The 26224-nt window shown below is 52.0% G+C and carries 27 protein-coding genes; 12 read left to right on the forward strand and 15 right to left on the reverse strand.

Features of this window, described 5'->3' with window-relative positions; genetic code table 11:
* Nucleotides 1-54: 54 nt before the first annotated feature.
* From QP938_10620 to zapE, 9 genes are all read right to left on the reverse strand, one after another.
* A complete protein-coding gene (locus tag QP938_10620) occupies nucleotides 55-3243 on the reverse strand; it encodes a prolyl oligopeptidase family serine peptidase (protein ID WIO73743.1) in 3189 nt (1062 codons plus the stop codon).
* A gap of 173 nt (nucleotides 3244-3416) precedes the next feature.
* Nucleotides 3417-4595, reverse strand: coding sequence for an acetyl-CoA C-acyltransferase (locus tag QP938_10625; GenBank protein WIO73744.1), 1179 nt, complete (start codon nucleotides 4593-4595; stop codon nucleotides 3417-3419).
* 136 nt (nucleotides 4596-4731) lie between these two features.
* The gene (locus QP938_10630) at nucleotides 4732-5199 is read right to left on the reverse strand and encodes a ClpXP protease specificity-enhancing factor (protein ID WIO75657.1); all 468 of its coding nucleotides are present in this window, start codon (nucleotides 5197-5199) and stop codon (nucleotides 4732-4734) included.
* Nucleotides 5200-5307: 108 nt separating this feature from the next.
* A complete protein-coding gene (locus tag QP938_10635; protein WIO73745.1) occupies nucleotides 5308-5940 on the reverse strand; it encodes a glutathione S-transferase N-terminal domain-containing protein in 633 nt (210 codons plus the stop codon).
* 64 nt (nucleotides 5941-6004) lie between these two features.
* Nucleotides 6005-8095: a ubiquinol-cytochrome c reductase gene (locus QP938_10640; GenBank protein WIO73746.1), complete on the reverse strand. Its 2091-nt coding sequence runs from the start codon at nucleotides 8093-8095 to the stop codon at nucleotides 6005-6007.
* On the reverse strand, nucleotides 8095-8691 hold the full coding sequence (gene petA, locus QP938_10645) for a ubiquinol-cytochrome c reductase iron-sulfur subunit (protein WIO73747.1): 597 nt from the start codon (nucleotides 8689-8691) through the stop codon (nucleotides 8095-8097). The genes QP938_10640 and petA overlap by 1 nt, the downstream gene beginning before the upstream one ends.
* Before the next feature lie 276 nt (nucleotides 8692-8967).
* On the reverse strand, nucleotides 8968-9360 hold the full coding sequence (gene rpsI, locus QP938_10650) for a 30S ribosomal protein S9 (GenBank protein ID WIO73748.1): 393 nt from the start codon (nucleotides 9358-9360) through the stop codon (nucleotides 8968-8970).
* A 13-nt stretch (nucleotides 9361-9373) separates the two neighbouring features.
* Entirely contained in the window at nucleotides 9374-9802 is a 429-nt protein-coding gene (gene rplM / locus QP938_10655; protein WIO73749.1) for a 50S ribosomal protein L13, read from the reverse strand.
* 134 nt (nucleotides 9803-9936) lie between these two features.
* Nucleotides 9937-11061: a cell division protein ZapE gene (gene zapE, locus QP938_10660; GenBank protein WIO73750.1), complete on the reverse strand. Its 1125-nt coding sequence runs from the start codon at nucleotides 11059-11061 to the stop codon at nucleotides 9937-9939.
* 209 nt (nucleotides 11062-11270) lie between these two features.
* Here zapE and QP938_10665 point away from each other — a divergent pair, with 209 nt between their 5' ends.
* Nucleotides 11271-11804, forward strand: a complete 534-nt coding sequence (locus QP938_10665) for a DUF1043 family protein (protein WIO73751.1) — start codon at nucleotides 11271-11273, stop codon at nucleotides 11802-11804.
* A 121-nt stretch (nucleotides 11805-11925) separates the two neighbouring features.
* A complete protein-coding gene (locus QP938_10670; protein WIO73752.1) occupies nucleotides 11926-13080 on the forward strand; it encodes a trypsin-like peptidase domain-containing protein in 1155 nt (384 codons plus the stop codon).
* A 6-nt stretch (nucleotides 13081-13086) separates the two neighbouring features.
* Here the strand turns inward: QP938_10670 and hisC are convergent, their stop codons facing one another.
* From hisC to QP938_10700, 6 genes are read right to left on the reverse strand one after another with little or no spacing between them, the layout of a single operon-like run.
* Nucleotides 13087-14154 (reverse strand): histidinol-phosphate transaminase, encoded by a 1068-nt coding sequence (gene hisC, locus QP938_10675; GenBank protein WIO73753.1) that lies wholly within the window; start codon nucleotides 14152-14154, stop codon nucleotides 13087-13089.
* Between the two features lie 49 nt (nucleotides 14155-14203).
* A complete protein-coding gene (gene hisD / locus QP938_10680; GenBank protein ID WIO73754.1) occupies nucleotides 14204-15514 on the reverse strand; it encodes a histidinol dehydrogenase in 1311 nt (436 codons plus the stop codon).
* Nucleotides 15507-16145 carry an ATP phosphoribosyltransferase gene (gene hisG / locus QP938_10685; GenBank protein ID WIO73755.1) on the reverse strand — a complete coding sequence of 213 codons (639 nt, stop codon included), beginning with the start codon at nucleotides 16143-16145 and terminating at the stop codon, nucleotides 15507-15509. Before hisG ends, hisD begins: the two co-directional genes overlap by 8 nt.
* Before the next feature lie 24 nt (nucleotides 16146-16169).
* On the reverse strand, nucleotides 16170-17432 hold the full coding sequence (gene murA / locus QP938_10690; GenBank protein ID WIO73756.1) for a UDP-N-acetylglucosamine 1-carboxyvinyltransferase: 1263 nt from the start codon (nucleotides 17430-17432) through the stop codon (nucleotides 16170-16172).
* 42 nt (nucleotides 17433-17474) lie between these two features.
* Nucleotides 17475-17705: a BolA/IbaG family iron-sulfur metabolism protein gene (locus QP938_10695; protein ID WIO73757.1), complete on the reverse strand. Its 231-nt coding sequence runs from the start codon at nucleotides 17703-17705 to the stop codon at nucleotides 17475-17477.
* 28 nt (nucleotides 17706-17733) lie between these two features.
* On the reverse strand, nucleotides 17734-18336 hold the full coding sequence (locus QP938_10700) for an ABC transporter substrate-binding protein (GenBank protein ID WIO73758.1): 603 nt from the start codon (nucleotides 18334-18336) through the stop codon (nucleotides 17734-17736).
* Nucleotides 18337-18569: 233 nt separating this feature from the next.
* Between QP938_10700 and QP938_10705 the strand changes: the two genes are divergently transcribed.
* From QP938_10705 to QP938_10750, 10 genes are all read left to right on the forward strand, one after another.
* A complete protein-coding gene (locus tag QP938_10705; GenBank protein WIO73759.1) occupies nucleotides 18570-19550 on the forward strand; it encodes a calcium/sodium antiporter in 981 nt (326 codons plus the stop codon).
* A gap of 95 nt (nucleotides 19551-19645) precedes the next feature.
* Nucleotides 19646-20632 carry a KpsF/GutQ family sugar-phosphate isomerase gene (locus QP938_10710; GenBank protein ID WIO73760.1) on the forward strand — a complete coding sequence of 329 codons (987 nt, stop codon included), beginning with the start codon at nucleotides 19646-19648 and terminating at the stop codon, nucleotides 20630-20632.
* Nucleotides 20633-20651: 19 nt separating this feature from the next.
* Nucleotides 20652-21227 (forward strand): LPS export ABC transporter periplasmic protein LptC, encoded by a 576-nt coding sequence (gene lptC / locus QP938_10715; GenBank protein WIO73761.1) that lies wholly within the window; start codon nucleotides 20652-20654, stop codon nucleotides 21225-21227.
* A 7-nt stretch (nucleotides 21228-21234) separates the two neighbouring features.
* Entirely contained in the window at nucleotides 21235-21759 is a 525-nt protein-coding gene (gene lptA / locus QP938_10720) for a lipopolysaccharide transport periplasmic protein LptA (protein ID WIO73762.1), read from the forward strand.
* Complete coding sequence (gene lptB / locus QP938_10725; protein WIO73763.1) at nucleotides 21746-22471, forward strand: LPS export ABC transporter ATP-binding protein; 726 nt, start codon at nucleotides 21746-21748, stop codon at nucleotides 22469-22471. Before lptA ends, lptB begins: the two co-directional genes overlap by 14 nt.
* 98 nt (nucleotides 22472-22569) lie before the next feature.
* Nucleotides 22570-24054, forward strand: a complete 1485-nt coding sequence (locus QP938_10730; GenBank protein WIO73764.1) for an RNA polymerase factor sigma-54 — start codon at nucleotides 22570-22572, stop codon at nucleotides 24052-24054.
* Between the two features lie 76 nt (nucleotides 24055-24130).
* The gene (gene raiA, locus QP938_10735; GenBank protein ID WIO73765.1) at nucleotides 24131-24418 is read left to right on the forward strand and encodes a ribosome-associated translation inhibitor RaiA; all 288 of its coding nucleotides are present in this window, start codon (nucleotides 24131-24133) and stop codon (nucleotides 24416-24418) included.
* A 29-nt stretch (nucleotides 24419-24447) separates the two neighbouring features.
* Nucleotides 24448-24906: a PTS IIA-like nitrogen regulatory protein PtsN gene (ptsN, locus tag QP938_10740; GenBank protein WIO73766.1), complete on the forward strand. Its 459-nt coding sequence runs from the start codon at nucleotides 24448-24450 to the stop codon at nucleotides 24904-24906.
* A gap of 33 nt (nucleotides 24907-24939) precedes the next feature.
* Nucleotides 24940-25800: an RNase adapter RapZ gene (rapZ, locus tag QP938_10745; protein WIO73767.1), complete on the forward strand. Its 861-nt coding sequence runs from the start codon at nucleotides 24940-24942 to the stop codon at nucleotides 25798-25800.
* Nucleotides 25801-25851: 51 nt separating this feature from the next.
* The gene (locus tag QP938_10750; GenBank protein WIO73768.1) at nucleotides 25852-26121 is read left to right on the forward strand and encodes an HPr family phosphocarrier protein; all 270 of its coding nucleotides are present in this window, start codon (nucleotides 25852-25854) and stop codon (nucleotides 26119-26121) included.
* Nucleotides 26122-26224 lie beyond the last annotated feature (103 nt).

Consider the following 26224-nt stretch of genomic DNA (forward strand, 5'->3'; position numbering starts at 1 on the left):
GGCGTGACCAAGGGCGTTTTAGAGCTATAGCTGCCTGGGTAACTCTATTGGCAATTACTCTTTGGCTGCTTCAACTTCCTGTTCTGGCTCATCCTCAGCCACCTCGGATTGAACGCCCTGCTCTTTATCTACTGAGGGCTCTTCTTCAGCTGAGGGCTCTCCTTCAGCTGATGGCGCTTTCCCAGCGGCGTCATTTTTAGCAATTTGCTGAGATTTCTTCAGCTCCATCGCCTGCAACTTCAGGTCGGCAACGCGCTCCTCAACATGCTCATCCATATCCAGGTAAGGCACTCCATCTTGCCACCAATCCGGAGCTTGCTCACCTTTCAGGTGATGGTCAAAAAACTCTTTCATCCGAACGGTATAGTCCTTGCGGTTGGCCGCATTTACCACGCCATGGTTTTCACCAACGTACTGCAGCATCACCACTTCTTTACCGAGACGGCGCAGGATGTTGTAGTACTCAACCCCCTGGTTCCAGTCCACGGCTCCATCCTTGTCGTTGTGCAGAATTACCATGGGTGTTTGAACCTGATCGGCAAACAGTACTGGCGAGTTGCGGGTGTAGGCTTCCGGCACATCCAGGTAGTGGCTGCTGAAACGCCCCTGCAAATCTTCAAAAATAGCGCCGTTTGCCACACCGCTGTTCCAGTAGTTGATGCCATACATACTGATCATGTTGGTCAGTGGCGCACCGGTAACAATCGCCTTAAAGGCGTTAGTCTGGGTCGCCAGGAAGGAGCTTTGGTAACCACCCCACGAGTGGCCGTGAAGTCCCACACGATCTTCGTCAACAATACCGGTATCGATAGCCGCCTTAAGTGCTGGCAATACTGCCCAAACCGCAGACATACCCGGGTTGTCGATCTCGTAGACGATGTCCGGCTGCAGTACCGCATAGCCATTGCTGGTGTAGTAAGAGAGGTTAAAGCCTCTCACTGACGGCATGGCATAACTGTTCATATTTTGAGAAAGCTTCTCGTAGATATAAACAATGGTCGGGTACTTTTTGCCTGGCTCGTAGTCAGCGGGGAGCGTCAGTGACGCCTGCAGTTTTACCCCTTTATCAGTGGTAAAGTCGATCAGGCGAGCACCGGCAGTCCAGGCAAACTCATCCTGATCCGGGTTGATATCGGTGAGGCGCTCGGACGTTTTAAAGCTGGCATCAGTCCAGTAAAAATCCGGGTACTCTGTTGGAGTCTGGCTGCTGTATACAAATACATTGGCGTCTTTAGCCTTGCGCGGCATAGCATACTTGGCTTCACCCCACTTGAGCATTTCTACGCCTTTTTTGATAAGGCCAAAGCCAGACTTCTTGGTCCACTCACCATATGCGGAGACGTAAAGATCCCGAGACAGATCAATACCATCCTGCCTCGCATCCTCATCGTAGGTTGTTACGTTGCTGTAGCGAATTTGCTTCTGTTTGCCATCGCGAGTCAGGTTCTCAGACCTGCCACCAGTGGCACTCACTTTCCAAATGTCCCATCCGTCAGACAGCAATACCCACTTTTCACCTTTGGCCCAGCCGATTGCCTGATATGGGGGATCCACCTGGTTATGATCATCCTCAACGTTAATAAATGAGGTATCCACACCCTTGGTGATATTGCGCACTTTACCGGTTGCCAACTCCAGAGTGTGGTAGTGGCCATTCAGGTAGTAAAGGTAGTAACGCCCTTTCGGTGAAAGAGCGCTGCCCCAACGAATTTTTTCGAGAGCTTTGATACGTTCGCCGGTGGCGAGATTTACCCGATAGATATCGAAGTAGTTTTTTCCTCGCAAGCTGGCCAGGAGGCTATACGCGGAATCGTCAAAACCTACACCCCACTTATGCTCGGAAGTGGTTTGTACAGAAGGAACCTGCTCATCGGCAATACGGACAAAAGTTTTTGTCTTGATGCTGTAACTGGCGAGATAAGTACGGTTTTTATCGCGCCCGGCCTGCTTTTGCTGCTCGGATTGCAGGCGATCGTCTTTCCAGTGCCACAATACCAGACCCGGTTTTTCGGCCGGTGATACTTTGGGTTTTGGCTTAGCTGGTTTGTCCTGCTCTTTGTCTTCAGACATGGACTTGGCTGCCTGTTCCGAACCCGGCTCTTCATCAGACTCCGGAGCTTCACCTTGAGGCATCGGTGGCTTTTTGCCAGCTGGCATCTCCACTTTGGTGACTTCTGCAATACCAAATACCAGGGTATTCAGGTCTTCATTCCAATAGGGCCGCGTATTGGCACTGATCGAGTAGTCTTTAGGAAAGTCCGCGTTTTCGTGAGGGTTGAACACGGTTTTCTCGGGCGTTTTGGCACCGGGCTTAATAATGCCAACCACGGAGTAGAGCAACTCTTCATAGCCTTTATCCTTTTCCCCTTTCAGGAAGGTCAAGGCGTTTTTATCATTTGCCCAGCTCAACTGCTTGTAACGGGCATCGCCACTATCCAGTACACGTGCCACATCAGTTTTGAGGTTGCGAATCTGAACACCATTGCCTGACTGTCCTTCCGAATCCACAATCCAGGCGATGTTTTCGCCCTCTTCATCAAAAGCAAACTCAGAAACATTGCCGATGTTGATCTGCACATCGGAGTCCAGGTTGTGAAGGATCAGGTCACGACCAGATGCCGGCTCTTCTGAAGGCTTACCACCATTGCCCGCACCAGGTTGCATACCGCGGCCACGGGGTGCTTGACCACTCGGTGCCTTTTGCATAGCCAACCAAGTCGTTCTTTCACCAGCAAACTGGTAGCCCTGAACATCTTCAAATTCCTTCAACTCGCCATCTTCAAGACTTACCAGTCCCAGCTTGCCTTTCGGCCCAGCCCCTTGTGGCCCGCGTGGTCCCGCTGGTTGGTAGGGTGCCGCAATATCAAACGTAAGCCATTTGCCATCTTCCGAAAAGCTAATCCGGCCCCGGTTTGCAGTGTTTCCGCTTGGAAAGCGGTACTCTTTGTCACCGTCAATTTGCTTGATTGTGAGTTCGGCATTGCCCTCTTCGGCGGGCCCTGCGATATAGGCAAACCATTTGCCGTCATCAGACATAGCGACCTGCTTGGCACTGTTCCAGGCCAGCATATCCGGTATGGTAAGAGCGCGGTTACTCTGCTCTACCGATTGTTCTGCTGCTTTATCAGTTTTGGTATCAACCGCATCGGTCGCCCAACCGTTCAGACTGACGGCAGACCCGATCACCAGACTCAAGGATAGTGCCAGTGATTTGCGATTAATCAGTTTGTATGAGTGATTCATAGTACCTTTCCAACCTAAATTTAGCCGTACAGGATACTAAATCTGCCAAGAGGATGAACCCAAAAACGTGTTAAGTAGTGTAAACACAGGTTTGCAGGCAGTGGTCATCTACACCGGCCGGAGACAAAAAAGGCGGCTCCAGGAGCCGCCTTTTTATAGGGAATTGATATAACTTAGACCAATTCCACTGCAATTGCGGTAGCTTCACCACCACCAATACAAAGGGAAGCAACACCACGCTTCTTGCCGTAGGTCTGCAGGGCAGACAGCAGCGTGACAATGATACGCGCCCCGGACGCACCCAGCGGATGACCCAGAGCTGTCGCACCACCGTGCACATTCACTTTGTCATGGGGAATATTCAACTCGGTCATCGCTGCCATGGTAACCACTGCAAACGCTTCGTTGATCTCGAACAGATCCACATCATCCACCGACCAACTCAGTTGATCCAGCAAATTGCGCATCGCACCAACCGGCGCAGTCGTGAACCACTCAGGCTCCTGTGCATACTGGCTGCTGCCCTTGATCACGGCGATCGGTTTCAGGCCGCGTTTTTCAGCCTCACTCTGACGCATCATCACCAAAGCCGCCGCGCCATCGGAGATGGAGCTGGCATTTGCAGGAGTGATGGTGCCATCTTTTTTGAAAGCGGGCTTGAGGGCTGGAATCTTGTCCGGGCGAGCCTTGCCAGGCTGCTCATCGATTTCAACGACGACTTCGCCCTTGCGGCTTTTGACAGTTACCGGAGTGATTTCGGCTTTGAAGTGACCAGCTTCAATTGCGGCATTGGCGCGACGCAGTGACTCTATGGCAAATTCGTCCTGCTGCTCGCGGGTGAAGGTATATTTGTCAGCGCAATTTTCGCCAAAAGCGCCCATCAATCCGCCTTCGTAGGCATCCTGCAGGCCATCAAAGAACATATGGTCAACTACGGAACCATGACCCAGGCGGTAACCACTGCGTGCATTCGGCAACATGTAAGGGGCATTGGTCATGCTCTCCATACCACCGGCAACCACAACATCGGCAGATCCCAGCTGAATCTCTGCGGCGCCCATCATGACAGTCTTCATACCGGAGCCGCAGACTTTATTTACAGTTGAGCATGGTACAGAGTTTGGCAAACCAGCTCCGATAGCCGCTTGCCGAGCAGGTGCCTGCCCAAGGCCCGCTGGCAGAACACAACCCATCAGCACTTCGTCGATGTCATTACCGGACAGACCAGCGCGTTCCACCGCAGCGCGAATAGCAGCAGCTCCAAGCTCCGTTGCTTTCACAGCAGAAAAATCACCCTGAAATCCACCCATTGGCGTGCGAGCCATACCCACAATAACTACCGGGTCACTCATTGAAATTTCCTCTTATCTAGCATTGGTTATCGTTAACGCCCTTTCTTGGAGCGTATCTGATACAAAAAGTGCGTTGGTATAGCCGCAGTGTCTCCCTGATCACTGACACACAAGACCATACACACACCTGGTTTATCTATTTGACTACCCTGAGGCTCGGACGATTAGGTGATGAGCCACCACTTGGCGGGGTGTCATCTCCATCATCCTCGGTTACCGATGAAACCGGTGATAGTGGTTTCTTTTCGGTCTCTGCGGCTTTTGAATTTTCTTTCTCGCCCTTTTCTCCGGGCTCCGGCTGAAATACCATGCCTTGACCGTTTTCACGAGCATAAATGCCAAGCACAGCCTTTACCGGCAAGTAAATATCGGTAGGAACACCACCAAAACGAGTATTAAACGTAATTTCCGTGTTATCCAGCTGTAAGCCAGTAACCGCGCGCGGGGCAAGATTCAGAACAATCTGGCCATCATTGACAAATTGCTGAGGTACTTCAACGCCTTGGTAATAAGCATCTACCACAACATACGGGGTACAGTCATTGTCCAGAATCCACTCGTAGAAAGCACGAATCAGATAGGGACGGTTGGAACTCATCGACATATTAATGGCCTCAAAGGCACGGGCGGCATCTAACTTGGCTACCAACAGTAGCGCTTATCACCCATTATGGTCAATGCTCGCCCGGTGAACACCGGGCGGGACAAAACATTAACCGCGCATCTCGCGCTCAGCCTCAGAAAGACTTTCTTTCATTGAGGGGCGAGCAAACATACGCTGCATGTAATCCTGCAATGGTTTCACCTGACGAGTGTTGGGCAGCTTGATACCCAGACGATCCAAACGCCACAGGATAGGTACCAGACAACAATCTACCAGGGAAAACTCTTCGTTCATGAAGAATGGATTTTCAGCAAAAACCGGCGCAATGGAGATCAGCTCGTCGCGTAGCTCTTTGCGTGCAGCTTCGGCAGACTTAAGATCCGGCTTGGCCATGATCAGATCTACTTTCTCGCACCAGTCTTTCTCAATGCGCTGCATAAACTGTCTGCTCAATGCACGAGCGACAGGGTATACCGGCAATAGCGGCGGATGTGGAAAACGCTCATCGAGGTATTCCATCATTACCTTGGACTCATAGAGTGCCAGGTCGCGATCAACCAAAGTCGGAACACTGTTGTATGGATTTACCTCAGCCAGTTCTTCCGGTGGATTTTTCGGGTCAACATTTTCAACATCTACAGTGACACCTTTCTCAGCCAGCACAATGCGTACACGGTGACAGTAGTGGCATTCAGGATCGGAAAAAAACGTCATTGAAGATCTTTTAGCTACAACCCCCATGGGGCACCTCATCTATATAACAATTAAGGCGGCACATGAAAGTACCGCCTTTTTATATCCCTAATCAGTGAATATCTTTCCAGTATTCACGGTTCAGTAGCCATACCCAGATAAACAAGAAGGCAAGGAAAAACAGTACATATACACCAATTTCCTTACGCCTCTCGGCACCCGGCTCACCTACATATTCCAGAAAGTTCACCAGGTCAAATACTGCCTGATCAAACTCGGCAGGACTCATGCTGCCCTCTTCAACGATTTTGTAATCGCCACAAGGGTCTTCCAGCAATGGCTGACCAGTATGGGGATCAACAATCATGTTGCCATGATGATCGTAGGTTGGCCCTGGCGCACACTCCTGAAGACCTTGCAGCTCCAACAAAACGTGCGGCATACCAACATCTTTAAAGACCTTGTTGTTCACACCCAGCGGGCGGCTTTCGTCTTTGTAGAAGTTGCGTAAGTAGGTGTACAACCAGTCAGCGCCACGAGCGCGAGATACCAGAGTCAAATCCGGCGGTGTAGCACCAAACCACTGCTTGGCCTGACGAGGAGCCATGGCGATTTCCATCTTGTCACCAATCTTCTGGTCGCCAAACACCAGGTTTTCCATCGCCAGGTGGTAAGGGATTTTCAGGTCATCTGCCACTCGTTGGTAACGAGAAAAGTTGGTGGAGTGACAGCCCATGCAGTAGTTTGCAAAAAGCTTTACACCGCGCTGGCGGGACTCCATCTGCAGGCGATCGCGATCAGTTTTATTGAGCTCCACTCCCTGGTCTTCCAGCACAATCAACTCAGGGTTTACAAACTGGTCACAGTCAATGGTACCACAGGGCTTTTCACCACCGGCCCCAACAGCTTTCAGTGGCAATACAATCAGCAGCGCCACACCAATCCAGACCAGCAGAGTTTTCCAGAACCCAAGACCACCGTTCATGGTGACACGAGCCGGCTCTGTTTTGCATTTTTCACGAGCAGTCCAGAACGGCATACCGATGAAGTAAGCAAAGTAGATAACCGTACAGATTTGCGCCAACAGGTTACGTTCCGGAGTCGGGGTCTTCACACCCAGCACACCCAGAATTACAAACGCAGCGGCAAGAACCAGCAACGCTACACGACTGAACATGCCTTTGTAACGAATCGACTTTACCGGGCTCTTGTCGAGCCAGGGCAGTACAAACAGGATTGCCACACCGGCACCCATGGTAACAAAGCCCATCAGCTTGTCAGGAACCGCACGCAGCATTGAGTAGAACGGAGTGAAGTACCAAACCGGCGCAATATGCGGCGGGGTTTTCAGACCGTTAGCCTCTTCAAAGTTGGCATGCTCCAGGAAGTAACCACCACCCTCTGGAATAAAGAACATGATGAAACTGAACACGAACAGGAACACAACCACCGGAACCATGTCGTGCACAGTGAAGTACGGATGGAACGGAATGCCGTCCAGCGGCTTGCCATTGGCATCCTTGTTCTTCTTGATTTCCACGCCGTCCGGGTTGTTGGAACCCACTTCGTGCAGAGCGAAGATGTGCATCACCACCAGACCGAGCAGTACGATCGGCAGCGCAACTACGTGCAGAGCAAAGAAGCGGTTCAGGGTAGCGCCGGAGATCAGGTAGTCACCGCGAATCCACTGAACGATGTCTTCCCCGACACCCGGAATTGCGCCGAACAGGGACACAATCACCTGGGCACCCCAGTAAGACATCTGCCCCCAGGGCAGTACGTAGCCAAGGAAGGCCTCGGCCATCAGTACCAGGTAGATCGCCATACCGAAGATCCACACCAACTCACGTGGCGCCTTATAGGAACCGTACAGCAGGCCGCGGAACATGTGCAGGTAAACTACCACGAAGAACATCGATGCACCGGTGGAGTGCATATAACGCAAGATGTCGCCGTAAGGTACATCGCGCATGATGTATTCAACAGAAGCGAATGCCTCTTCTGCACTTGGGGTGTAGTGCATGGTCAGCCAGATACCGCTGACCAGCTGATTCACCAGAACAAGCAGGGAAAGAACACCAAAGAAGTACCAGAAGTTGAAGTTTTTTGGCGCATAGTACTGCGCCATGTGCTTATTCCACTCTACCTTCAACATTGGCATGCGGGAATCAACCCACTCACCAAACTGAGTCAACTTGCTCATTACGCGGCCTCCTGATCAACACCGACAACCAGAATGCCATCACTTTCAAAGTGATAAGGTGGCACTTCCAGGTTGGTTGGCGCAGGTACATTTTTATAAACGCGACCCGCAAGATCGTACTTGGAGCCATGACAGGGGCAGAAGAAGCCACCTTGCCAATCAGACTCACCGAAGTCGGTAGCGCCAACCTGTGGTTTAAACATCGGGGCGCAGCCCAAGTGAGTACAGAGGCCAACCAATACCAGGAACTCCGCATTGATAGCCCTGTTTACCGGATCAACGTAATCCGGTTGCTTGGAAGCTTGGGAGTTAGGGTCAGAAACCTTATCCTTGAGCGTCTCAAGTGAAGCCAGCGCTTCCGGGGTGCGACGCACCACGTAGACTGGTTTACCGCGCCACTCGACAGTCATCATCTGACCTGGTTCCAGTTTAGAAATATTGGCCTTAACCGGCGCGCCTGCCGCCTTGGCCTTGGCACTGGGATTCCAGGAACCAACAAATGGTACGGCCGCGAAGCCCACACCCACTGCGCCTACTGCGCAGCTTGCACCCGTCAAAAAGCGGCGTCTGCCGTGATTGACACCGTCATTACTCATGACGCTATCCCCTTAGTTGTTTACAGCGATTTAAGAGCGAGAAGTCGACTTTTCTTGCGCACAAATAGAGGGCGCGCAAAATAGCGGGCAATATTAAAGAAAAGTGCCATTTTTGACAAGAGAGGCCCTCTGAAGACTAGGGTTAATTCGTTGTTTTTATTGATAAAAATCAATTAAAAAAATAACCACCCACCACCTGACAGCCACCAAAAACAATCGGGCACAAAAAAGCCCGGATGAATCCGGGCTTTTTTGAAGCAGAGTGCTCGCAGCGAATTAACGCTTGGAGAACTGAGGCTTCTTACGTGCTTTGTGCAGACCGACTTTCTTACGCTCAACCTCACGGGCGTCGCGAGTCAGGAAGCCAGCAGCACGCAGAGGTGCACGCAGGTTTTCGTCGTACTGCAGCAGGGCGCGAGACAGGCCGTGGCGAATAGCGCCAGCCTGACCGAAGCTACCACCGCCTTTTACAGTGATTTTCAGGTCAAATTTCTCAACCATATCAACGGTTTCCAGCGGCTGGCGCACGATCATGCGGGCCACTTCGCGACCAAAGTACTGCTCGATGGTGCGATCGTTGATGGTGATGTTACCGCTACCTGCCTTCAGGAAAACACGAGCGGAAGAGGTCTTGCGGCGACCGGTACCGTAGTATTGATTGTCTGCCATGTTCTCGCGTCCCTTAGATGTTCAGTTCTTGGGGCTGCTGAGCAGCGTGCGGATGCTCGCTACCAGCGTAGATTTTCAGCTTCTTGAACATTGCACGACCCAGTGGGCCTTTCGGCAGCATGCCTTTAACAGCATTCTGCAGAGTGCGCTCAGGAGCTTTGTCGATCAGCTTTTCAAAGCTGATGGACTTCAGACCACCCGGGTAACCGGTATGGCTGTGATAAATCTTGTCCTTCGCCTTGTTGCCAGTAACGCGGATTTTCTCAACGTTAGTTACAACAATGTAGTCACCGGTGTCTACGTGAGGAGTGTACTCCGGCTTGTGCTTGCCGCGCAGACGCTTGGCAATCTCCGCGGCCAGGCGGCCCAGAGTTTTGTCTGCTGCGTCGACTACGTACCAGTCGCGCTGTACAGATTCGGATTTAGCGCTAAATGTTTTCATCTTTTCCTGCCTGTTGGCCAGTTAAGCCTTTCGGGTTTGAGTTCGGGGCTCGTCCCAAAAAAGAGCGCGAATACTACCTAAGTAGCGCAGCCATTTCAACTGCTTTTTGAACCACACACGATTTAGCCCAAATACTAGGGGCGGTGCGGTCTCGCCAGGTATTCGTGGGACTGCATTTCCAGCAATCGGGAGCAAGTGCGCTCGAATTCAAACTCCAGTTTACCGCCAGCGTAGAGCTCCACCAGAGGCACCGCTGCTGAGATCACCAGTTTGACCCCACGATCATAGAACTCATCCACCAGATTTATAAAGCGTCGGGCCTGATCATCGGTTTCACGTCCCAGCCGGGGAATATCGCTGACCAGCACCGCATGGAACTCTCTTGCTATTTCAATATAGTCGTTCTGGCTTCGAGGGCCATCGCAGATCGCCATAAAATCAAACCAGACCACATCCTCCCCGACACTGCGCGCATGAATGGGGCGGCCCTCCACCTCCAGCGCAAGATCATGGTTAACCTCACCCACTGCCGGCACCAGATTTGAAAAAGCAGTTTGCAGGGCAGCCTCAGCCTGGTCACCCAGCGGATTGTGGTAAAGAGGTGCTTTGGAAAGCGCGCGAAGGCGGTAATCGACCCCACCATCTACATTGACCACCTCGGTGTGTTTATTAAGCAGCGCAATTGCAGGCAAGAACCGGGCACGCTGTAAGCCGTTGGCATAGAGACCATCAGGAACAATATTTGAGGTAGCCACCAGCGCCACATCGCGCTGGAACAATAGCTCCAGCAGCGTACCCAGTATCATGGCATCGGTTATATCAGAGACAAAAAACTCATCAAAGCAAAGCACCCTAGCTTCAGCTGCCAATCGATCCGCAACTTTCTCCAGTGGGTTTTTCACTCCATCAAGTTGTTTTAACTCCTGATGAACACGCCGCATAAAACGGTGAAAGTGCGCACGCATTTTCTGCTCAAAAGGCAGACTTTCAAAGAAATTATCCATCAGGTAGGTTTTGCCACGACCAACCCCACCCCAGAAATAAAGCCCGCGCTGCACAGTAATCTCAGGCGACTTTCGCCCCAGGCGCCCGAGCAACCGCGACAGAGTCCCACGCTGCCGCTCATCTTGCCAATCCGCCACCAGTCGCTCATAGAGATCCTGAAGCTTCTTGACGGCAAGCTCCTGCGACGGATCGTAGTTAAACCCATCCTTTTTCAGATCGCGACGGTAACGCTCCAATGGCGTGTCCGGGGTCATGGCAGCTCCTGTAGCCTAGGGCCTGTTCACACTAATTGAATATTTTATGTATTCAATTGGTGCGAACAGGCCCGAATTTAAATGGGCGCGCATTATGCTGGCAAAAAAAACCTTGATTCAAGTAGGCAGCATCCGACACACTTGCTTATATGATGTCGGTATACAAGGACTTGTTATACTTAACCTAGTTTGTACCCAGGAGAAGTCGATTGACCACTGCAATTATTATCACCGCCCTGATCTGTCTCGCCGTTGGTGCCGCCATCGGTATTCTGTTGACCCGCCTTTCCCACCCGGAAGAAAAACAACGCCGGGAACTGGAGAGTCGACTGCAACAAGCCGAAGACGAATTAAAAGCCTACCAGCAGGAAGTCAGTACCCACTTCATCAAAACTGCCAGCCTGGTGAACAATATGACCCAAAGCTATCGCGCTGTAGGCGAGCACCTTGCCGCAAGCGCCATGCACCTGGCCAACCCGGATATCAGCAGGCAGCTGCTTAATGCCGGCTCCGGATCACTGACCGGTTCCACTGCCAAGCAAGCCTCATCCCTGACCTTGGGTGATACAGCACCGGAACCACCAAAAGATTACGCACCAAAAGCACCGGGTGGCATTTTGAGCGAAGAGTATGGCCTGAAAGAAGATTATGGGGTGGAATCACGCCCGGCCTATGAAATGGCCAACGACGATCTGGACTCGGAAGATGATGACGATCAGGACCCGACCCTGAAAGCTGTCTGACGATTAGCGCCTGTCAGTACTAGCTTAAACACATAAAAAAGCGGGGAATTTCCCCGCTTTTTTTCGCTCTCACTATCTGTACAATAATCATCAACTACTGACTTGAAAAGGGAAATGCCTAATGGTTCGACTGCTTAGCTTTATCGGCTGGCCGGTAGTCGCCGGTATGATTGCTGCTGCCGTTTTACTTTGGCTTTTTCCATCGCAATTGCAGATTGCCCAACCAGAAGATCCATCCCCAACAGATAGCCTTTCACCCACAGCCAATGGCGACTGGAATGGACAGGTATCTTATGCCGAAGCGGTACGAAGAGCTGCACCATCGGTTGTGAGCATATATACCACCAAACAAGTCCGCCGCCGATACAACCCGATTCTGGACGACCCTTTTTTCCAACAGTTTTTCAACTTGCGTAGCCCGCGAAATTCTCGACCAGTAACCAGCCTGGGCTCTGGCGTTATTCTCAGCGAAGAGGGTCACATCCTAACCAACTATCACGTAGTACAGGGTGCTGAGCAGATTCAGGTGCAACTGGCCGATGGCCGGTCAGCGATTGCCCAGATTGTCGGCAACGATGTCACCACCGACTTGACCGTACTCAAAGTAGACCTGCCAGGTGTATCACCAATCAGTATCGGGGACTCAATGAATGCCCAGGTTGGCGATGTGGTCCTGGCAATTGGTAACCCGCAATGGGTTGGACAGACTGTTACCCAGGGCATCATCAGCGCAACCCGCCGCCAGAACCTGATGGCCAACCAGTTTACCCAGTTCATTCAAACCGATGCTGCCATCAACCCGGGCAACTCGGGCGGTGCACTGGTAGACGCTCATGGCAATCTGCTGGGTATTAACACCCAGATCCTGGATAAAGAGACCTACGGTATCAGCTTTGCCATACCGAGCCATCTGGCGGTTAACAAGGTAATGAAAGATATTGTCGAGCACGGCCGCGTAATTCGAGGCTGGGTGGGCGTCAACGATGTACAGGCGCTGACGGCTGACGAAGCCACAAGACTGGGACTGGGCGATTACGCCGGCTTGGTAGTACTGGAAATTGTCGCTGGCAGCCCAGCCGAAAAAGCCGGGTTAAAAGCTGGCGACCTTATTACCCATGTTAATAATCACAGCGCCCTGGATCAGGCGCACTTGAGCTACATGGCAGCCAACATGGTCCCTGGTGACGAGATTACAATGTCGATTATTCGCGGCGGCGAAGCCTTAACTCTGACCGCAGTTGCAGAAGCAACTCCAGAGACCACGCCGACAAATTAAAGTTATCTAATCGCTCGCAAGAATCTCGTTTAACGCATCGATAAACCGCTGGTTTTGCTGATCGGTTCCAACGGTAATTCGCAAGTACCGATCAATGCGCGGCTTGGCAAAGTGACGCACTACAACTCCACGTTCGCGCAAAGCACTCAGTAATTCAGCACCTGCTTTTTCACGGTGGCAAGCAAACACAAAGTTCGCCGCCGAAGGCAGAACATCAAAGTTTAACGCTTCAAGGTTAGCGGCCAATTTATCTCGACTGTCGATAACCTGCTGACAGGTTTGCTCAAAGTACTCCCTGTCATCAAAGGCGGCCACTGCACCGGCAATTGCAACACGACTCAGCGGGTAGCAGTTAAAACTGTTTTTGATGCGTTCAAGCGCTTCAACCAATTCCGGATTGGCGATGGCCAAGCCAACCCGCAAGCCCGCCAGGGAGCGGGATTTTGATAGTGTCTGCACCACCACCAGATTGGGATACTTATTGATCAGGGCTGCTGCCGATTGACCACCAAAATCAATGTAGGCCTCATCCACCACTACCACGGAGCGAGTATTGCTCAACAGCAGCTGTTCTACCGCTTCAAGTGCCAACAAACGACCAGTTGGCGCATTGGGGTTAGGAAAAATAATACCGCCATTGCTGCGTTGATAATCTGCCAGATCAATAGCCAACTCATCATTGAGTGGTATCGCATCAAAATCGATACCATAGAGCTTGCAGTAAGTTGGATAAAAACTGTATGTGATATCCGGAAACAGGATAGGCTTATCGTGTTTCAACAGGCCGTGAAAAATATGCGCCAGTACCTCATCGGAACCATTGCCGACAAAAACACAGGCTGGGTCCACGCCATAAAATTCGCCGATGGCATTTTTAAGCTTCTCTGCATTAGGCGCAGGATACAGGCGCATATCATCGCCAATAGCAGACTGCATGGCTGCCACCGCTTTGGGGGATGGGCCATAGGGATTTTCGTTGGTATTGAGCTTGACCAGATTTTCAATCACCGGTTGTTCGCCTGGCACATAAGGCTCCAGCACAGAAACCACATCACTCCAAAACGGATTGCTCACAGCAGCTCTCTCAGAAAATAGATTCGACAAATAAAATGTATGCGCAGCGTTACGACTTGATTCGGTATTCCGCCGAACGGGCGTGGGCCGTCAACGATTCGCCACGGGCAAGAACAGATGCCACCTTACCCAGCTCAGAAGCTCCTTCTGCGGAGCACATAATCAAAGAGCTGCGTTTTTGAAAATCATATACGCCCAGCGGCGACGAAAAACGTGCCGTGGTAGAGGTAGGCAATACGTGATTGGGTCCGGCACAGTAATCACCAAGAGCCTCAGCCGTATAGCGACCCATAAAAATCGCTCCGGCATGACGAATACCAGGCAGCAGACTTTCCGGATCCTCAACCGACAACTCCAGGTGCTCTGGAGCGATGGCGTTTATCACTTCAACGGCCTGTCCCAGGTTAGCTACCTGAATCATCGCACCGCGATTTTGAAGCGATGTTCTGGCAATTTCCTGTCGTTCCAGCTCCGGCAACAAGCGCTCAATGCTTGCCTGAACGCGATCGAGAAAATCAGCGTCCGGGCTGATCAAGATAGATTGGGCATCCTCATCGTGTTCAGCCTGCGAGAACAGATCCATGGCAATCCAGTCAGGGTCGGTATTGCCATCGCATACCACTAGGATTTCCGAAGGACCCGCCACCATATCGAGGCCGACCTGACCAAACACCATGCGCTTGGCGGTGGCTACGTAAATATTTCCCGGCCCGACAATTTTATCGACGCGCGGCACGAACCCAGTCCCGTAGGCAAGTGCAGCAACCGCCTGGGCACCACCAATGGTAAAGACGCGATCAACACCGGCAATAGCGGCGGCGGCGAGAACCATCGGGCTCAAAACCGCATCCGGAGCCGGAACAACCATGATAATTTCTGCAACACCAGCCACCTTTGCCGGAATCGCATTCATCAATACAGAAGAGGGATAACTGGCTTTGCCTCCCGGCACATAGATACCAACCCGATCCAGCGGGGTGATCTTCTGGCCCAACAGCGTGCCATCGGCTTCGCGATATTGCCAAGACTCCTGCTTCTGGTGCTGATGGTAACTGCGAATTCGTTCAGCCGCCCGCTCAAGCGCACGACGCTGCTCAGCCGGAATTTCATTGAGCGCATCACTCAACTGCTGCTGACTCAGCTCAAGCTCCTGAGCCGCCTCCACCTCACGGCGATCAAACCGATTGGTGTACTCAACAATCGCCTCATCACCACGCTGGCGAACGTCGGCGATGACATTGCGAACGGTTTGCTCAACCTGCTCATCGGAAACAGCTTCCCAAGCTAACAGCCCGGAAAGTTGCTCGGAAAAATTGTCGGTGTCAGCGCTTAACCGCTGAATCTTTACTGAGTCAGCCATTGGATGCCACCGCGTCGCGAAGCTGATCGATCAGCTTGTGAATAATGCGGTGCTTCATCTTCATAGAGGCATGATTGACGATCAATCGGGAGCTGATGTCGGCAATGTGATTACGCTCTTCCAGACCATTGGCGCGAAGGGTATTGCCAGTATCCACGATATCGACAATTTCATCGGCCAAACCGATCAGCGGCGCCAATTCCATTCCACCGTAAAGCTTGATCAGATCCGCCTGACGCCCCTGCTCCGCGTAATAGCGCCGAGCAACTTCAGTATATTTTGTGGCAACCCGAATGCGACCTTTCGGCAGCGACTTGCCCACCAATCCGGCGGTCATCAGCCGGCAACGGGCAATACCCAGGTCCAGCAGCTCATACAAACCTTCACCGCCGTGATCCAGCAGAATATCTTTCCCAGACACACCAACATCCGCCGCACCATACTGAACGTAGGTGGTGACGTCGGAGCCGCGCAACACTAACAGGCGAACATGCTCAAGATTGGTAGCAAATTCGAGCTTGCGGCTGGAATCAATATCCTCCAGCGGCTCAATACCGGCCTTGGCCAGCAGCGGCAGGGTCTCTTTGAGAATACGACCCTTGGTCAGTGCAATAGTGAGTTGCTCAGTCATGATCAGCCCGGAAAATTATTCAAGTCAGTCGGCAATGCGTTTGATGTTGGCACCCAATTGCTGCATTTTTTCTTCAATGCATTCGTAACCGCGGTCAATGTGATAAATGCGGTCGACAATTGTTTCCCCATCAGCCACCAGTCCAGCAATAACCAGGCTGGCAGAAGCACGAAGGTCGGAAGCCATTACCGGCGCACCTTTAAGGCGCTCAACACCGGTAACCATGGCATTATGGCCCTCTAAAGTAATTTTGGCGCCCATGCGATTAAGTTCATGAGTCTGAATCAGACGGTTTTCAAAGATAGTCTCTGTCACCATACCTACACCTTCGGCAACCGCATTCATTGCCGTAAGCTGCGCTTGCATATCTGTAGGAAATCCTGGGTATGGCGCAGTGCGCAAGCTGACTGCCTTGGGACGCTTGCCCTTCATATCCAGCTCGATCCAGTCCTCACCACAGGTAATTTCGGCACCCGCCTCTTCCAGTTTCAAGAGCACAGATTCAAGAAATTTGGGGTCAGTATCCTTGAGTTTCACACGACCGCGCGTGGCCGCCGCAGCCGCCAGGTAGGTTCCGGTCTCAATACGGTCCGGCATTACGCGGTAGCTACCGCCACCCATGCGTTCGACACCATTAATAACCAATGTATCGGTTCCGGCACCACGAACATCGCCACCCCAGGCATTGATACAGTTGGCCAGGTCCACCACTTCCGGTTCGCGGGCGGCGTTTTCAATAACGGTTTGTCCGTCAGCCAGTGCAGCTGCCATCATCAGGTTTTCAGTACCGCCCACGGTAACTGTATCCATAAAGATGTGCGCACCTTTCAGTCGACCGTCGCTGGTAGCCTTAATATAACCGCCATCAATTTCCACTTTGGCACCCATCTGCTCAAGACCACGCAAGTGCAGATCAACCGGACGGCTGCCAATGGCACAACCTCCAGGGAAGGAGACATTTGCGACCCCGTAGCGAGCCAGCATTGGGCCCAGCACCAGGATAGAGGCGCGCATTGTTTTAACTAGTTCATAGGGAGCGGTGTGGCTATGCAAGGTACTGTTGTCGATCTCCAGCTGCATTTTCTCGTCCACCACCACACTGACACCAAGGCATCCGAGGAGCTCTACCATAGTGGTGATATCGTGCAGGTGTGGAATGTTGCCAATGTGCACCGGCTGTTCCGCCAACAGCGATGCAGCAATAATCGGCAACGCGGAGTTTTTGGCACCGGAAATACGAATCTCACCAGAGAGCGGTGCGCCCCCGACTATCTGTAATTTATCCATCTGGGTCTAGACCTGATTGTAGCTTCTAAAAATAGTAAAGCGCTATTGCACTTCGGCGGGAGTTTTTGCGGTGATATAAACTGCGTGAATTGCTCCGCTGGCGATATGGCTGTTCAGTGCTGCATAAATCAGCTGCTGTCGCTTAACCGCTCGCAGGCCTTCAAAAATTTCACCAATTGCAACAATGCGATAGTGACCACCCTCACTCTCAACACTGATCTGGCAATCCGGCATCTGCTCTTGCAGTACTTGTTTAACCTCTTCAGGCTGCATATTCGCTCCTTAACAAACAACGAAGGCGTTAAACCTTGGCCGCCCAATTCTCAATAACTTTATCAATGTCGCCGTCATGCTGTTTGGCCGCTTGAATAAACTGGTTACGGAATGTTTTACCGAGATTGACACCATTCAGTATCACATTGGTAATCTTCCACTCGCCGTCGCGGTTCAATCCCATGCTGTATGACACAGGGTAAACATCGGTTTTACCGTAAATCTTCTGATCAATGCTAACTTTTCGTTTGCCGTTAGCGCCACCTTCCAGCGGCATCACTTCAATTTTTTCATCACTGTAACTGAGCAGACCACGACCATAGGTCTCCACCAGACCGCGGCGAAATACTTTTGCAAATCTTTCCTGCTGATCATCAGTAGCCCCATCGCGATAGGGCCCCATCACATTTTTGGCGATCCAGGGAAAATCAATTATGTTATTGAGACGACTTTCCAGATAATCAAAAAACGGTTCAGGATTAGCATCTACGGTTTCGCGATACTGCTCCATTGAGTTCAGCAGATCGTTGGTCATCTCCTGGACCAGTTGATCCGGCTCGACAGTTTTTCCCTCAGCAGCATTCGCCAAACAGCCCAACATCATCAGAAAGGCAATCAAAATATGTTTCATACAAGCAGCTTTTCTCAGTTTCATATCAATACGAATCCCTGTTCATTTTCGCTTTGACCCAGCAATGCCGCTTAGATTCAACGGCCGCCCATCCCAGTCAGTATTTCTTTGAACTGGTTAACTTTTGGTCAAGACGCTGTTAACTCTCCTTTAACAGCTGACTTCAGCGACCGCGCACTATAACATTGCCACCCCTATACACGGAACACTATACAACCGGACAAAATGCTCAAATGACCGCCATGCTACCCGCCTCTATCGCTGTTGTACTTGGACTGATTGGCCTTTTATGGGGTGCCGACCGCTTTGTAGCCGGCAGTGCCGGTGGCGCCAAAAATTTCGGTATCTCGCCTTTAATTATAGGCCTGACCTTTGTATCTATCGGCACCTCAGCGCCGGAAATTTTTGTCGCCGTGAACGCCGCCCTCTCCGGTTCAGGTGACATTGCCATCGGCAACGCGCTTGGCTCCAATATTGCCAACGTTGGCCTGGTGCTAGGGGTTACAGCTCTCGTTGCCCCACTACCCAGCCAGTGGCACCTGCTCAAGCAGGAAGCTCCGGTACTTCTCGGAGTGACCGCCCTGGCTGGTATTTTACTGGCCAACAACTACCTCAGCCGCCTCGACGGGCTTTTGTTACTGGGCCTGTTAGTACCAACACTTTGGTTAACCATCCACCTCAAAAAGCGCGAACTCTCGCCAATTGAAGTGGCAGAAGAAGAGGAAATACCCGACATTTCAACCGGCGCGGCCATTTTGTGGTTTGTAGTTGGCCTTGCGGTGCTGCTGGTCAGTTCGGAAGCCTTGGTATGGGGCGCCAAAGAGATTGCCACTCACTTCGGTGTCAGCGAACTGGTTATTGGACTTACCGTCGTAGCCATCGGCACCAGCCTGCCAGAACTGGCCGCTTCCGTGATGAGCGCAATCAAGGGTCAGCACGATATCGCACTTGGCAATGTGATCGGCTCCAACATGTTCAACCTGATGGCGGTAATGTCCGTACCCGGCATTATCAGCCCAATCACATTGCAATCAGGTGTTTTAAGTCGTGACTATGTCGCTATGGCTGCCCTGACTGCACTGCTAGTCGTGGCAATCTGGCTTTCGCTGCGCGGAAAATCAAGCCAGCAAGCCGGACGTCTCGGCAGGCGCTTTGGTATAACACTGCTGCTTCTCTGGTTTGGCTACAACTACCTTCTGTTGGTTCACGGCTGATTCAACAATATCCAGAGCCATCTCATCTGCGACCCGGCGCGTGATCTCGGTTATACTACGCGCCTTAACTTTTTTGACGTCGGACACCGAAACTGATGACCCCAAAACCCGTCACCCCTGACAGCCTGATCCACACCGGCCGCCGCACCATTCAAATCGAAGCGGAAGCAGTACAGCAACTGGAAGGACGCATCGACAAAGCGTTTGTACGCGCCTGTGAGTTGATGATGGCTGTTGAAGGGAGAGTGGTGGTAACAGGCATGGGCAAGTCCGGGCACATTGGCCGCAAGATCGCGGCCACCCTGGCCAGCACTGGCACCCCAGCCTTTTTCGTACACCCCGGTGAAGCCAGCCACGGCGACCTGGGCATGATCACCGAAAAAGACGTTGTGTTGGCGATGTCCAACTCTGGCTCTACTGGGGAAGTAGTTACTTTGCTGCCACTGATCAAACGACTGGGTGTTCCACTGATCAGTATGACTGGCAACCCGAACTCCCCGCTGGCAGAGGCCGCCGAAGCACACCTTGATATCAGTGTTGCCAATGAAGCCTGCCCACTTGGGTTGGCACCAACCTCCAGTACGACGGTCACATTGGTTATGGGCGACGCTCTGGCCGTAGCTCTTCTCGAAGCGCGAGGTTTTACCGCAGAAGATTTCGCCTTCTCACACCCGGGCGGTGCATTGGGGCGCAAGTTGCTACTGAAAGTAACCGACATCATGCATAAAGGTGACGAAGTGCCACGAGTGACCAGCGACTGCTCGGTACGCAAGGCACTCATCGAGATGACCGGCAAGGGATTTGGCATGACCACCGTTGTTGATAACAACCAACAGCTGCTGGGAGTTTTCACCGACGGTGACCTGCGTAGAGCAGTTGACCAGAATGTCGACATCAACAGCGCCCAGGTGGGCGACGTTATGACCCGCAAGTGCAAGACTGTCTCTCAGGAGATGCTGGCCGCCGAGGCGCTGCGCATTATGGAAGACAACAAGATTACCGCCCTGGTTGTGGAGAATGAGCAACAACAGCCCTGCGGTGTACTGCATATGCACGATATTCTTCGTGCAGGGGTAATGTAAGAGGGAATGTGAGGCAGCCATGATTCGCACTTCGCTGATTTTCATCATCCTGCTGGCAGGCATTGTTGCCTTTATAGACTTTTGGGATTCACCTCCTGAAAAGTTTTTCAAAAGCAAAACCACTACCGTCGCCAACCCCAAGGCAAATGTCTTTATGACAAACACCGAGACTCGGCAGTTTGGCGAAAACGGCCAACTGCAGTTTCAACTCAATACAGTGCGCAGTGAGCACTATGAAAATGAAGAGCGCTTTGAGCTTTCCTCTCCAGTGGTAACCGCACATCAGGACAAACGCCCCCCATGGGTATTGACCGCAGAAAAAGGTGTTATCACAGAGAAGGACAAAAAAATGCTGTTGTCTGGAGAAGTGCTTGCGGAGCAAACTCTGACTGGTAACAGATACAACAAGATAGCCACCCCGGAGCTGACGTTTCACTTCGAGAAAAAATTCGCTGAAACCGACAAACCGGTTACACTAACCACACCCGAAAGTTTAACCACCGGTGTCGGCATGACCGCCGAACTGGAAAGAGGCCTCTACAAACTGGGCCTGAACCCACAATCGCGAGTTAAAAGCCAGTACGATGCCAAGTAAGCACCTTTTGAAATGGATAGTAATACCAGCACTGAGCGTAACAATGGGTGCCACTGGTGCTATCGCCCTTCAGAACGACTTGAAAGAGCGTATCAAAGCCGAGGCCGACCTGTATGAGCTCAATGATTTGGAGCACATCACCACGTACACCGGCTCCGTAATCATTACCCAAGGATCAATTCGGATTGAGGCAGACACTGTGACCGTCAAGTGGGCAGTAAACCACGAGACCAACGAACGAACGATTGAAAGCCTCACCTGCAACGGTCAGCCAGCTCGTTTCCAGCAAGAAATCAATCCGGAAGAAGGCCTTGTTGTGGCCACTGCCAATACAATTTTTTACGACCACTCAAACGAAAAAATTGAACTCACTAAAGATGCCAATATCACTCGTGAAGATGGCAGCTTGTTAACCAGTGACAGCATTCTTTACGACCTCTCAACTGGTGGCATGTCCGCCGGTAAAAATGAGCGCGTAAAAACCGTTTTCCCGCCACAAAAACAAAAGGAAGAAAAAGATGGCGACTCTTGAAGCCCGCCATCTCGCCAAGTCCTACAAGCGTCGCCCGGTCGTCAAGGACGTAACCCTCAAGGTTCACAGCGGTGAAATCGTAGGCCTGCTGGGCCCCAACGGCGCCGGCAAGACCACCTGTTTCTACATGATTGTCGGACTGGTTGCACAGGGTGGTGGCACCATCACCATCAATGGCGAAGACATCACAAAACAGCCGATGCATGGCCGCGCACGTCAAGGAATCGGCTACCTGCCACAGGAAGCCTCCATCTTTCGCCGCCTGAGTGTTCAGGACAACATCATGGCGATTCTGGAGACACGCAAAGATCTCAATCGCAAACAACGCAAAGAGAAGCTGGAAGAGCTGCTCAAAGAGTTCCACATCACCCACATTCGCACCAGCCTGGGCATGAGCCTTTCCGGCGGTGAACGACGTCGAGTTGAGATCGCCAGGGCACTGGCCACCGAGCCACAGTTTGTTCTGCTTGATGAACCTTTTGCCGGTGTTGACCCGATTTCGGTCAATGACATCAAGTTCGTTATTCGTCATCTTCGTGACAAAGGCATTGGTGTATTAATCACCGACCACAACGTACGTGAAACTCTGGATATCTGCCAGCGAGCCTATATTGTCGGGGAAGGCCGTGTCATTGCCGAGGGTGGCGCTGAAGCCATTCTCTCAAACCAGCAAGTACGCAATGTGTACCTGGGTGAGAACTTTCAGCTTTGATAAGCCCGTCCCGGTTCAATCGTTGCACCAGCAGCAATAGCGGCGCTACACTGAAGCACCATTCAAGAACATGCGTTTTCTCGTAGTCTAAGTCGTACATGAAACAGAGCCTGCAACTCAAAATCGGACAACACCTGGCAATGACGCCTCAACTTCAGCAAGCTATCAAGCTGCTGCAGTTGTCGTCGCTCGACTTGCAACAGGAGATTCAACAGGCCCTGTACGAAAATCCGTTGCTGGAACTCGCCGAAGAAGATGACCACGCCGGGTCGACAAGCGACGACTCCCAGGAGTCCTCCGAATCAAGCTCCACATCAAATGCTGATGGCGTAGACGACTGGAGCAACGAAATACCCAATGACCTGCCGGTCGACGCCAACTGGGACGATATTTTCCAGGCTACTGCAGGACTCTCCGGCAGCAACACCCCGGTTAACGGAGAAAGCCGCGACTTTGATAGCGTGCAAACCGTTACCGAATCCCTTCAGGATCACCTGCTGTGGCAGCTAAACCTCTCTCACCTGTCCGACCGGGACCGCATCATCGGCTCCAACATTATTGATGGCATAGGCGAGGATGGCTTCCTGAAGCTGCCCATCAACGAGATTTGGCAGGGCCTGCAATCAGAAGTTGACGAAGAAGACCCGGTAGAGCTGGATGAAGTCGAAGCGGTACTGCACAGAATCCAGCAGTTTGACCCGCCCGGCGTCGGCGCCTGTAGCCTTCGGGAGTGTCTGCTGATACAGCTGGGACAGTTGCCATCAGATACCCCATTTCTGGCCGAGGCTCGCAAACTGGTTAATGACCACCTCGACCTGATCGCAAGCCGCGATTATCGACAGATTGAGCGCAGAACCGGCCTGCCAACTGCAGACGTGGAATCTGCGGTAGATCTGATCCAGAGACTCTCACCACGGCCCGGCGATGCTATTCAAAGCAACGATATCGAGTATGTCGTTCCCGATGTACGGGTCAGCCGTAAAGACGAATGCTGGCAAGTGTCGCTCAACAACGACATCACCCCCAGCATCCGCATCAATCAAAGCTACGCCCAACTCATCCGCCGGGCAGATAGCAGTGACCAAAACCGCTTTTTGCGCGATAACCTGCAAGAAGCACGCACCTTCCTGCGAAGCCTTGAGAGTCGCAATGAAACCCTGATGAGAGTGGCAACAGCCATCGTCGAGTCCCAGCAGGGGTTCCTGGAACAGGGTCCGGAAGCAATGAAACCGATGGTACTGGCAGACATTGCTGACCGCCTGGAATTGCATGAATCCACCATCTCCAGGGTCACAACCCAAAAGTACATTGACACCCCCAAAGGGATCTATGAACTGAAGTACTTCTTTTCGAGTCATGTCAGCACAGCAAGTGGAGGACAGTGTTCATCTACCGCAATACGCGCTATGCTGAAAAAAATGATTTCAGAAGAGAATCCGGCCAAACCGCTGAGCGATAGCAAACTGGCCACTATACTTGAAGAAAAAGGTATTCAGGTTGCCCGGCGCACCGTCGCCAAGTATCGCGAAAGTCTTAACATACCTTCGTCGAGCGAACGCAAACGGTACCAGCGCAGGCAATAGTCGGCTCGCTGCAAAAGCCCAGGGCCTGTTGACTAATAGTCACCGCAGTTCACTGCACTGAGATAAGGAGCATACAATGCAACTCAACATCAGCGGACACCACCTTGAAGTTACCGATCCCATCAAAAGCTACGTCACCAATAAAGTGGATCGCCTGCAGCGACACAGCGACCGTATTACCACCACCAACGTTATTCTCACTGTCGACAAGCTGGTTCAAAAAGCCGAAGCTACCGTCCATGTCAGTGGTGGCGAATTGTTTGCCGACAGTGAGCACGAAGACCTTTACGCCGCCATCGATATGTTGGTGGACAAGCTGGATCGACAACTGATCAAGCACAAACAGAAACAACGCGGTCGCTAATACGACCACTCGGAACAGTTACAGCAACAATGCTAATTTCAGAAATCCTCGCTCCCGATCGCACGCTTTGCTGCGCCAAAGCTGGCAGTAAAAAAAGACTGCTGGAATTTCTCGCCCATTTCCTGGCAGAGAAAAGTCCCTATGCCAATGCCGAAATACTATTTGAGCAACTGTTGGCCAGGGAGCGACTTGGCAGCACTGGCATTGGGGAAGGCGTTGCCATTCCCCACTGCCGCCTGCCCGGCTTTGACCAAACCAATGGCATTTTGCTGAAACTTGAGCAGCCCATTGATTTTGACTCCATAGATGGTCAGCCGGTGGATCTGGTATTTGCACTAGTGGTTCCTGAGGAACACAACGACGAACATCTCGTCACCCTGTCAAATATCGCCGAACTATTGCAGGATCCTGCTCAACGGGCGAAACTTCGATCTGCGCAAAGCGATGACGAGCTGTATCGTGCTGCTACAGTTAACCGGGCAGCCTAATAAACATTCAAAAAGAATAACAAGGATTGTGAAATGCGCTTGGTAGTAATCAGCGGCCGTTCAGGGTCGGGGAAAAGTACAGCGTTACATGTAATGGAAGATGTAGGTTTTACCTGCATTGATAACCTGCCGGCAGGCCTGCTACCGGCACTGTTTGAACAGCTGAAAAGCAGCAACGAGCCAGAAGACCTTCAGGTGGCTGTTGGCATTGACGCCCGCAACCTGATTGATGACATGGAGCACTTTCCCGGCATCCTCGATCAACTCAAGGCTGCTGGCGTCAATTACGAGGTAATCTACCTCGATGCAGGCGATACCACCCTGCTTAAACGCTTCAGTGAAACACGCCGCAAGCACCCGCTCAGCACCACGCACCTTGGCTTAAAGGAGTCTATCGACTGGGAAAGGGAAATTCTCGAACCCATCGCCATGATCGCCGATCGCGTGGTAGATACCACCTCAATGACCCTGCACCAGTTGCGGGACCTGATCAAAAAACAGGTTTCCCCGGATACCAGGGGCGACATGACAATCCTGTTTGAGTCCTTTGGTTTTAAACGCGGTGTGCCGGTGGACGTGGACCTTGTTTTTGACGCCCGCTGCCTACCCAATCCCTACTGGAAAGCCGAGCTTCGGGCCTTTACCGGTCAGGATCGACCCGTAGTGGACTTTCTGGAAGCACAAGTAGATGTCGCACATATGTTTGCCGATATCACCGGATTCCTGGAACGCTGGATCCCCAAGTTCCAGGCCAATAACCGCAGCTATCTGACCGTCGCTATAGGATGTACTGGCGGTCAGCACCGCTCCGTTTACCTGAGCAACAAACTGGCAGAATACTTCAAGAAAAGACTCAGCAATCCGGTGCAGGTTCGTCATCGCGAGCTCGACTAGGGCCAGACTGGAACTTGACAAATTCAGCATCGGCCGGCATCAATAGAGCCCATGATCAATACCGAACTGACCATCATCAACAAATTGGGCCTGCACGCTCGAGCAGCCACCAAGCTCGCCCAAACAGCGAACCAGTTTGCCAGCACCATTCGCTGCGGGCACAACGGGAAACTGGTCGACGCAAAAAGCGTCATGGCCGTAATGATGCTGGCTGCCAGTAAAGGCACCGTACTAGAGTGGGAGATCGATGGCAGGGATGAAAAACATGCTCTCGCTGCCATTGACGCCCTTATCGCCGACTGCTTTGGTGAAGAGCAATAACTCACATTTTATCCCACTGACCCACTCATCAAGCGCATTACCGATCTTCTCGCAGTAATTCAGCGCTATAAATTTTTCTTCAAAATCAGTAAACTGGACACCA

The organism is Porticoccaceae bacterium LTM1 (assembly GCA_030252795.1).
Lineage (GTDB): Bacteria > Pseudomonadota > Gammaproteobacteria > Pseudomonadales > Porticoccaceae > SCSIO-12696.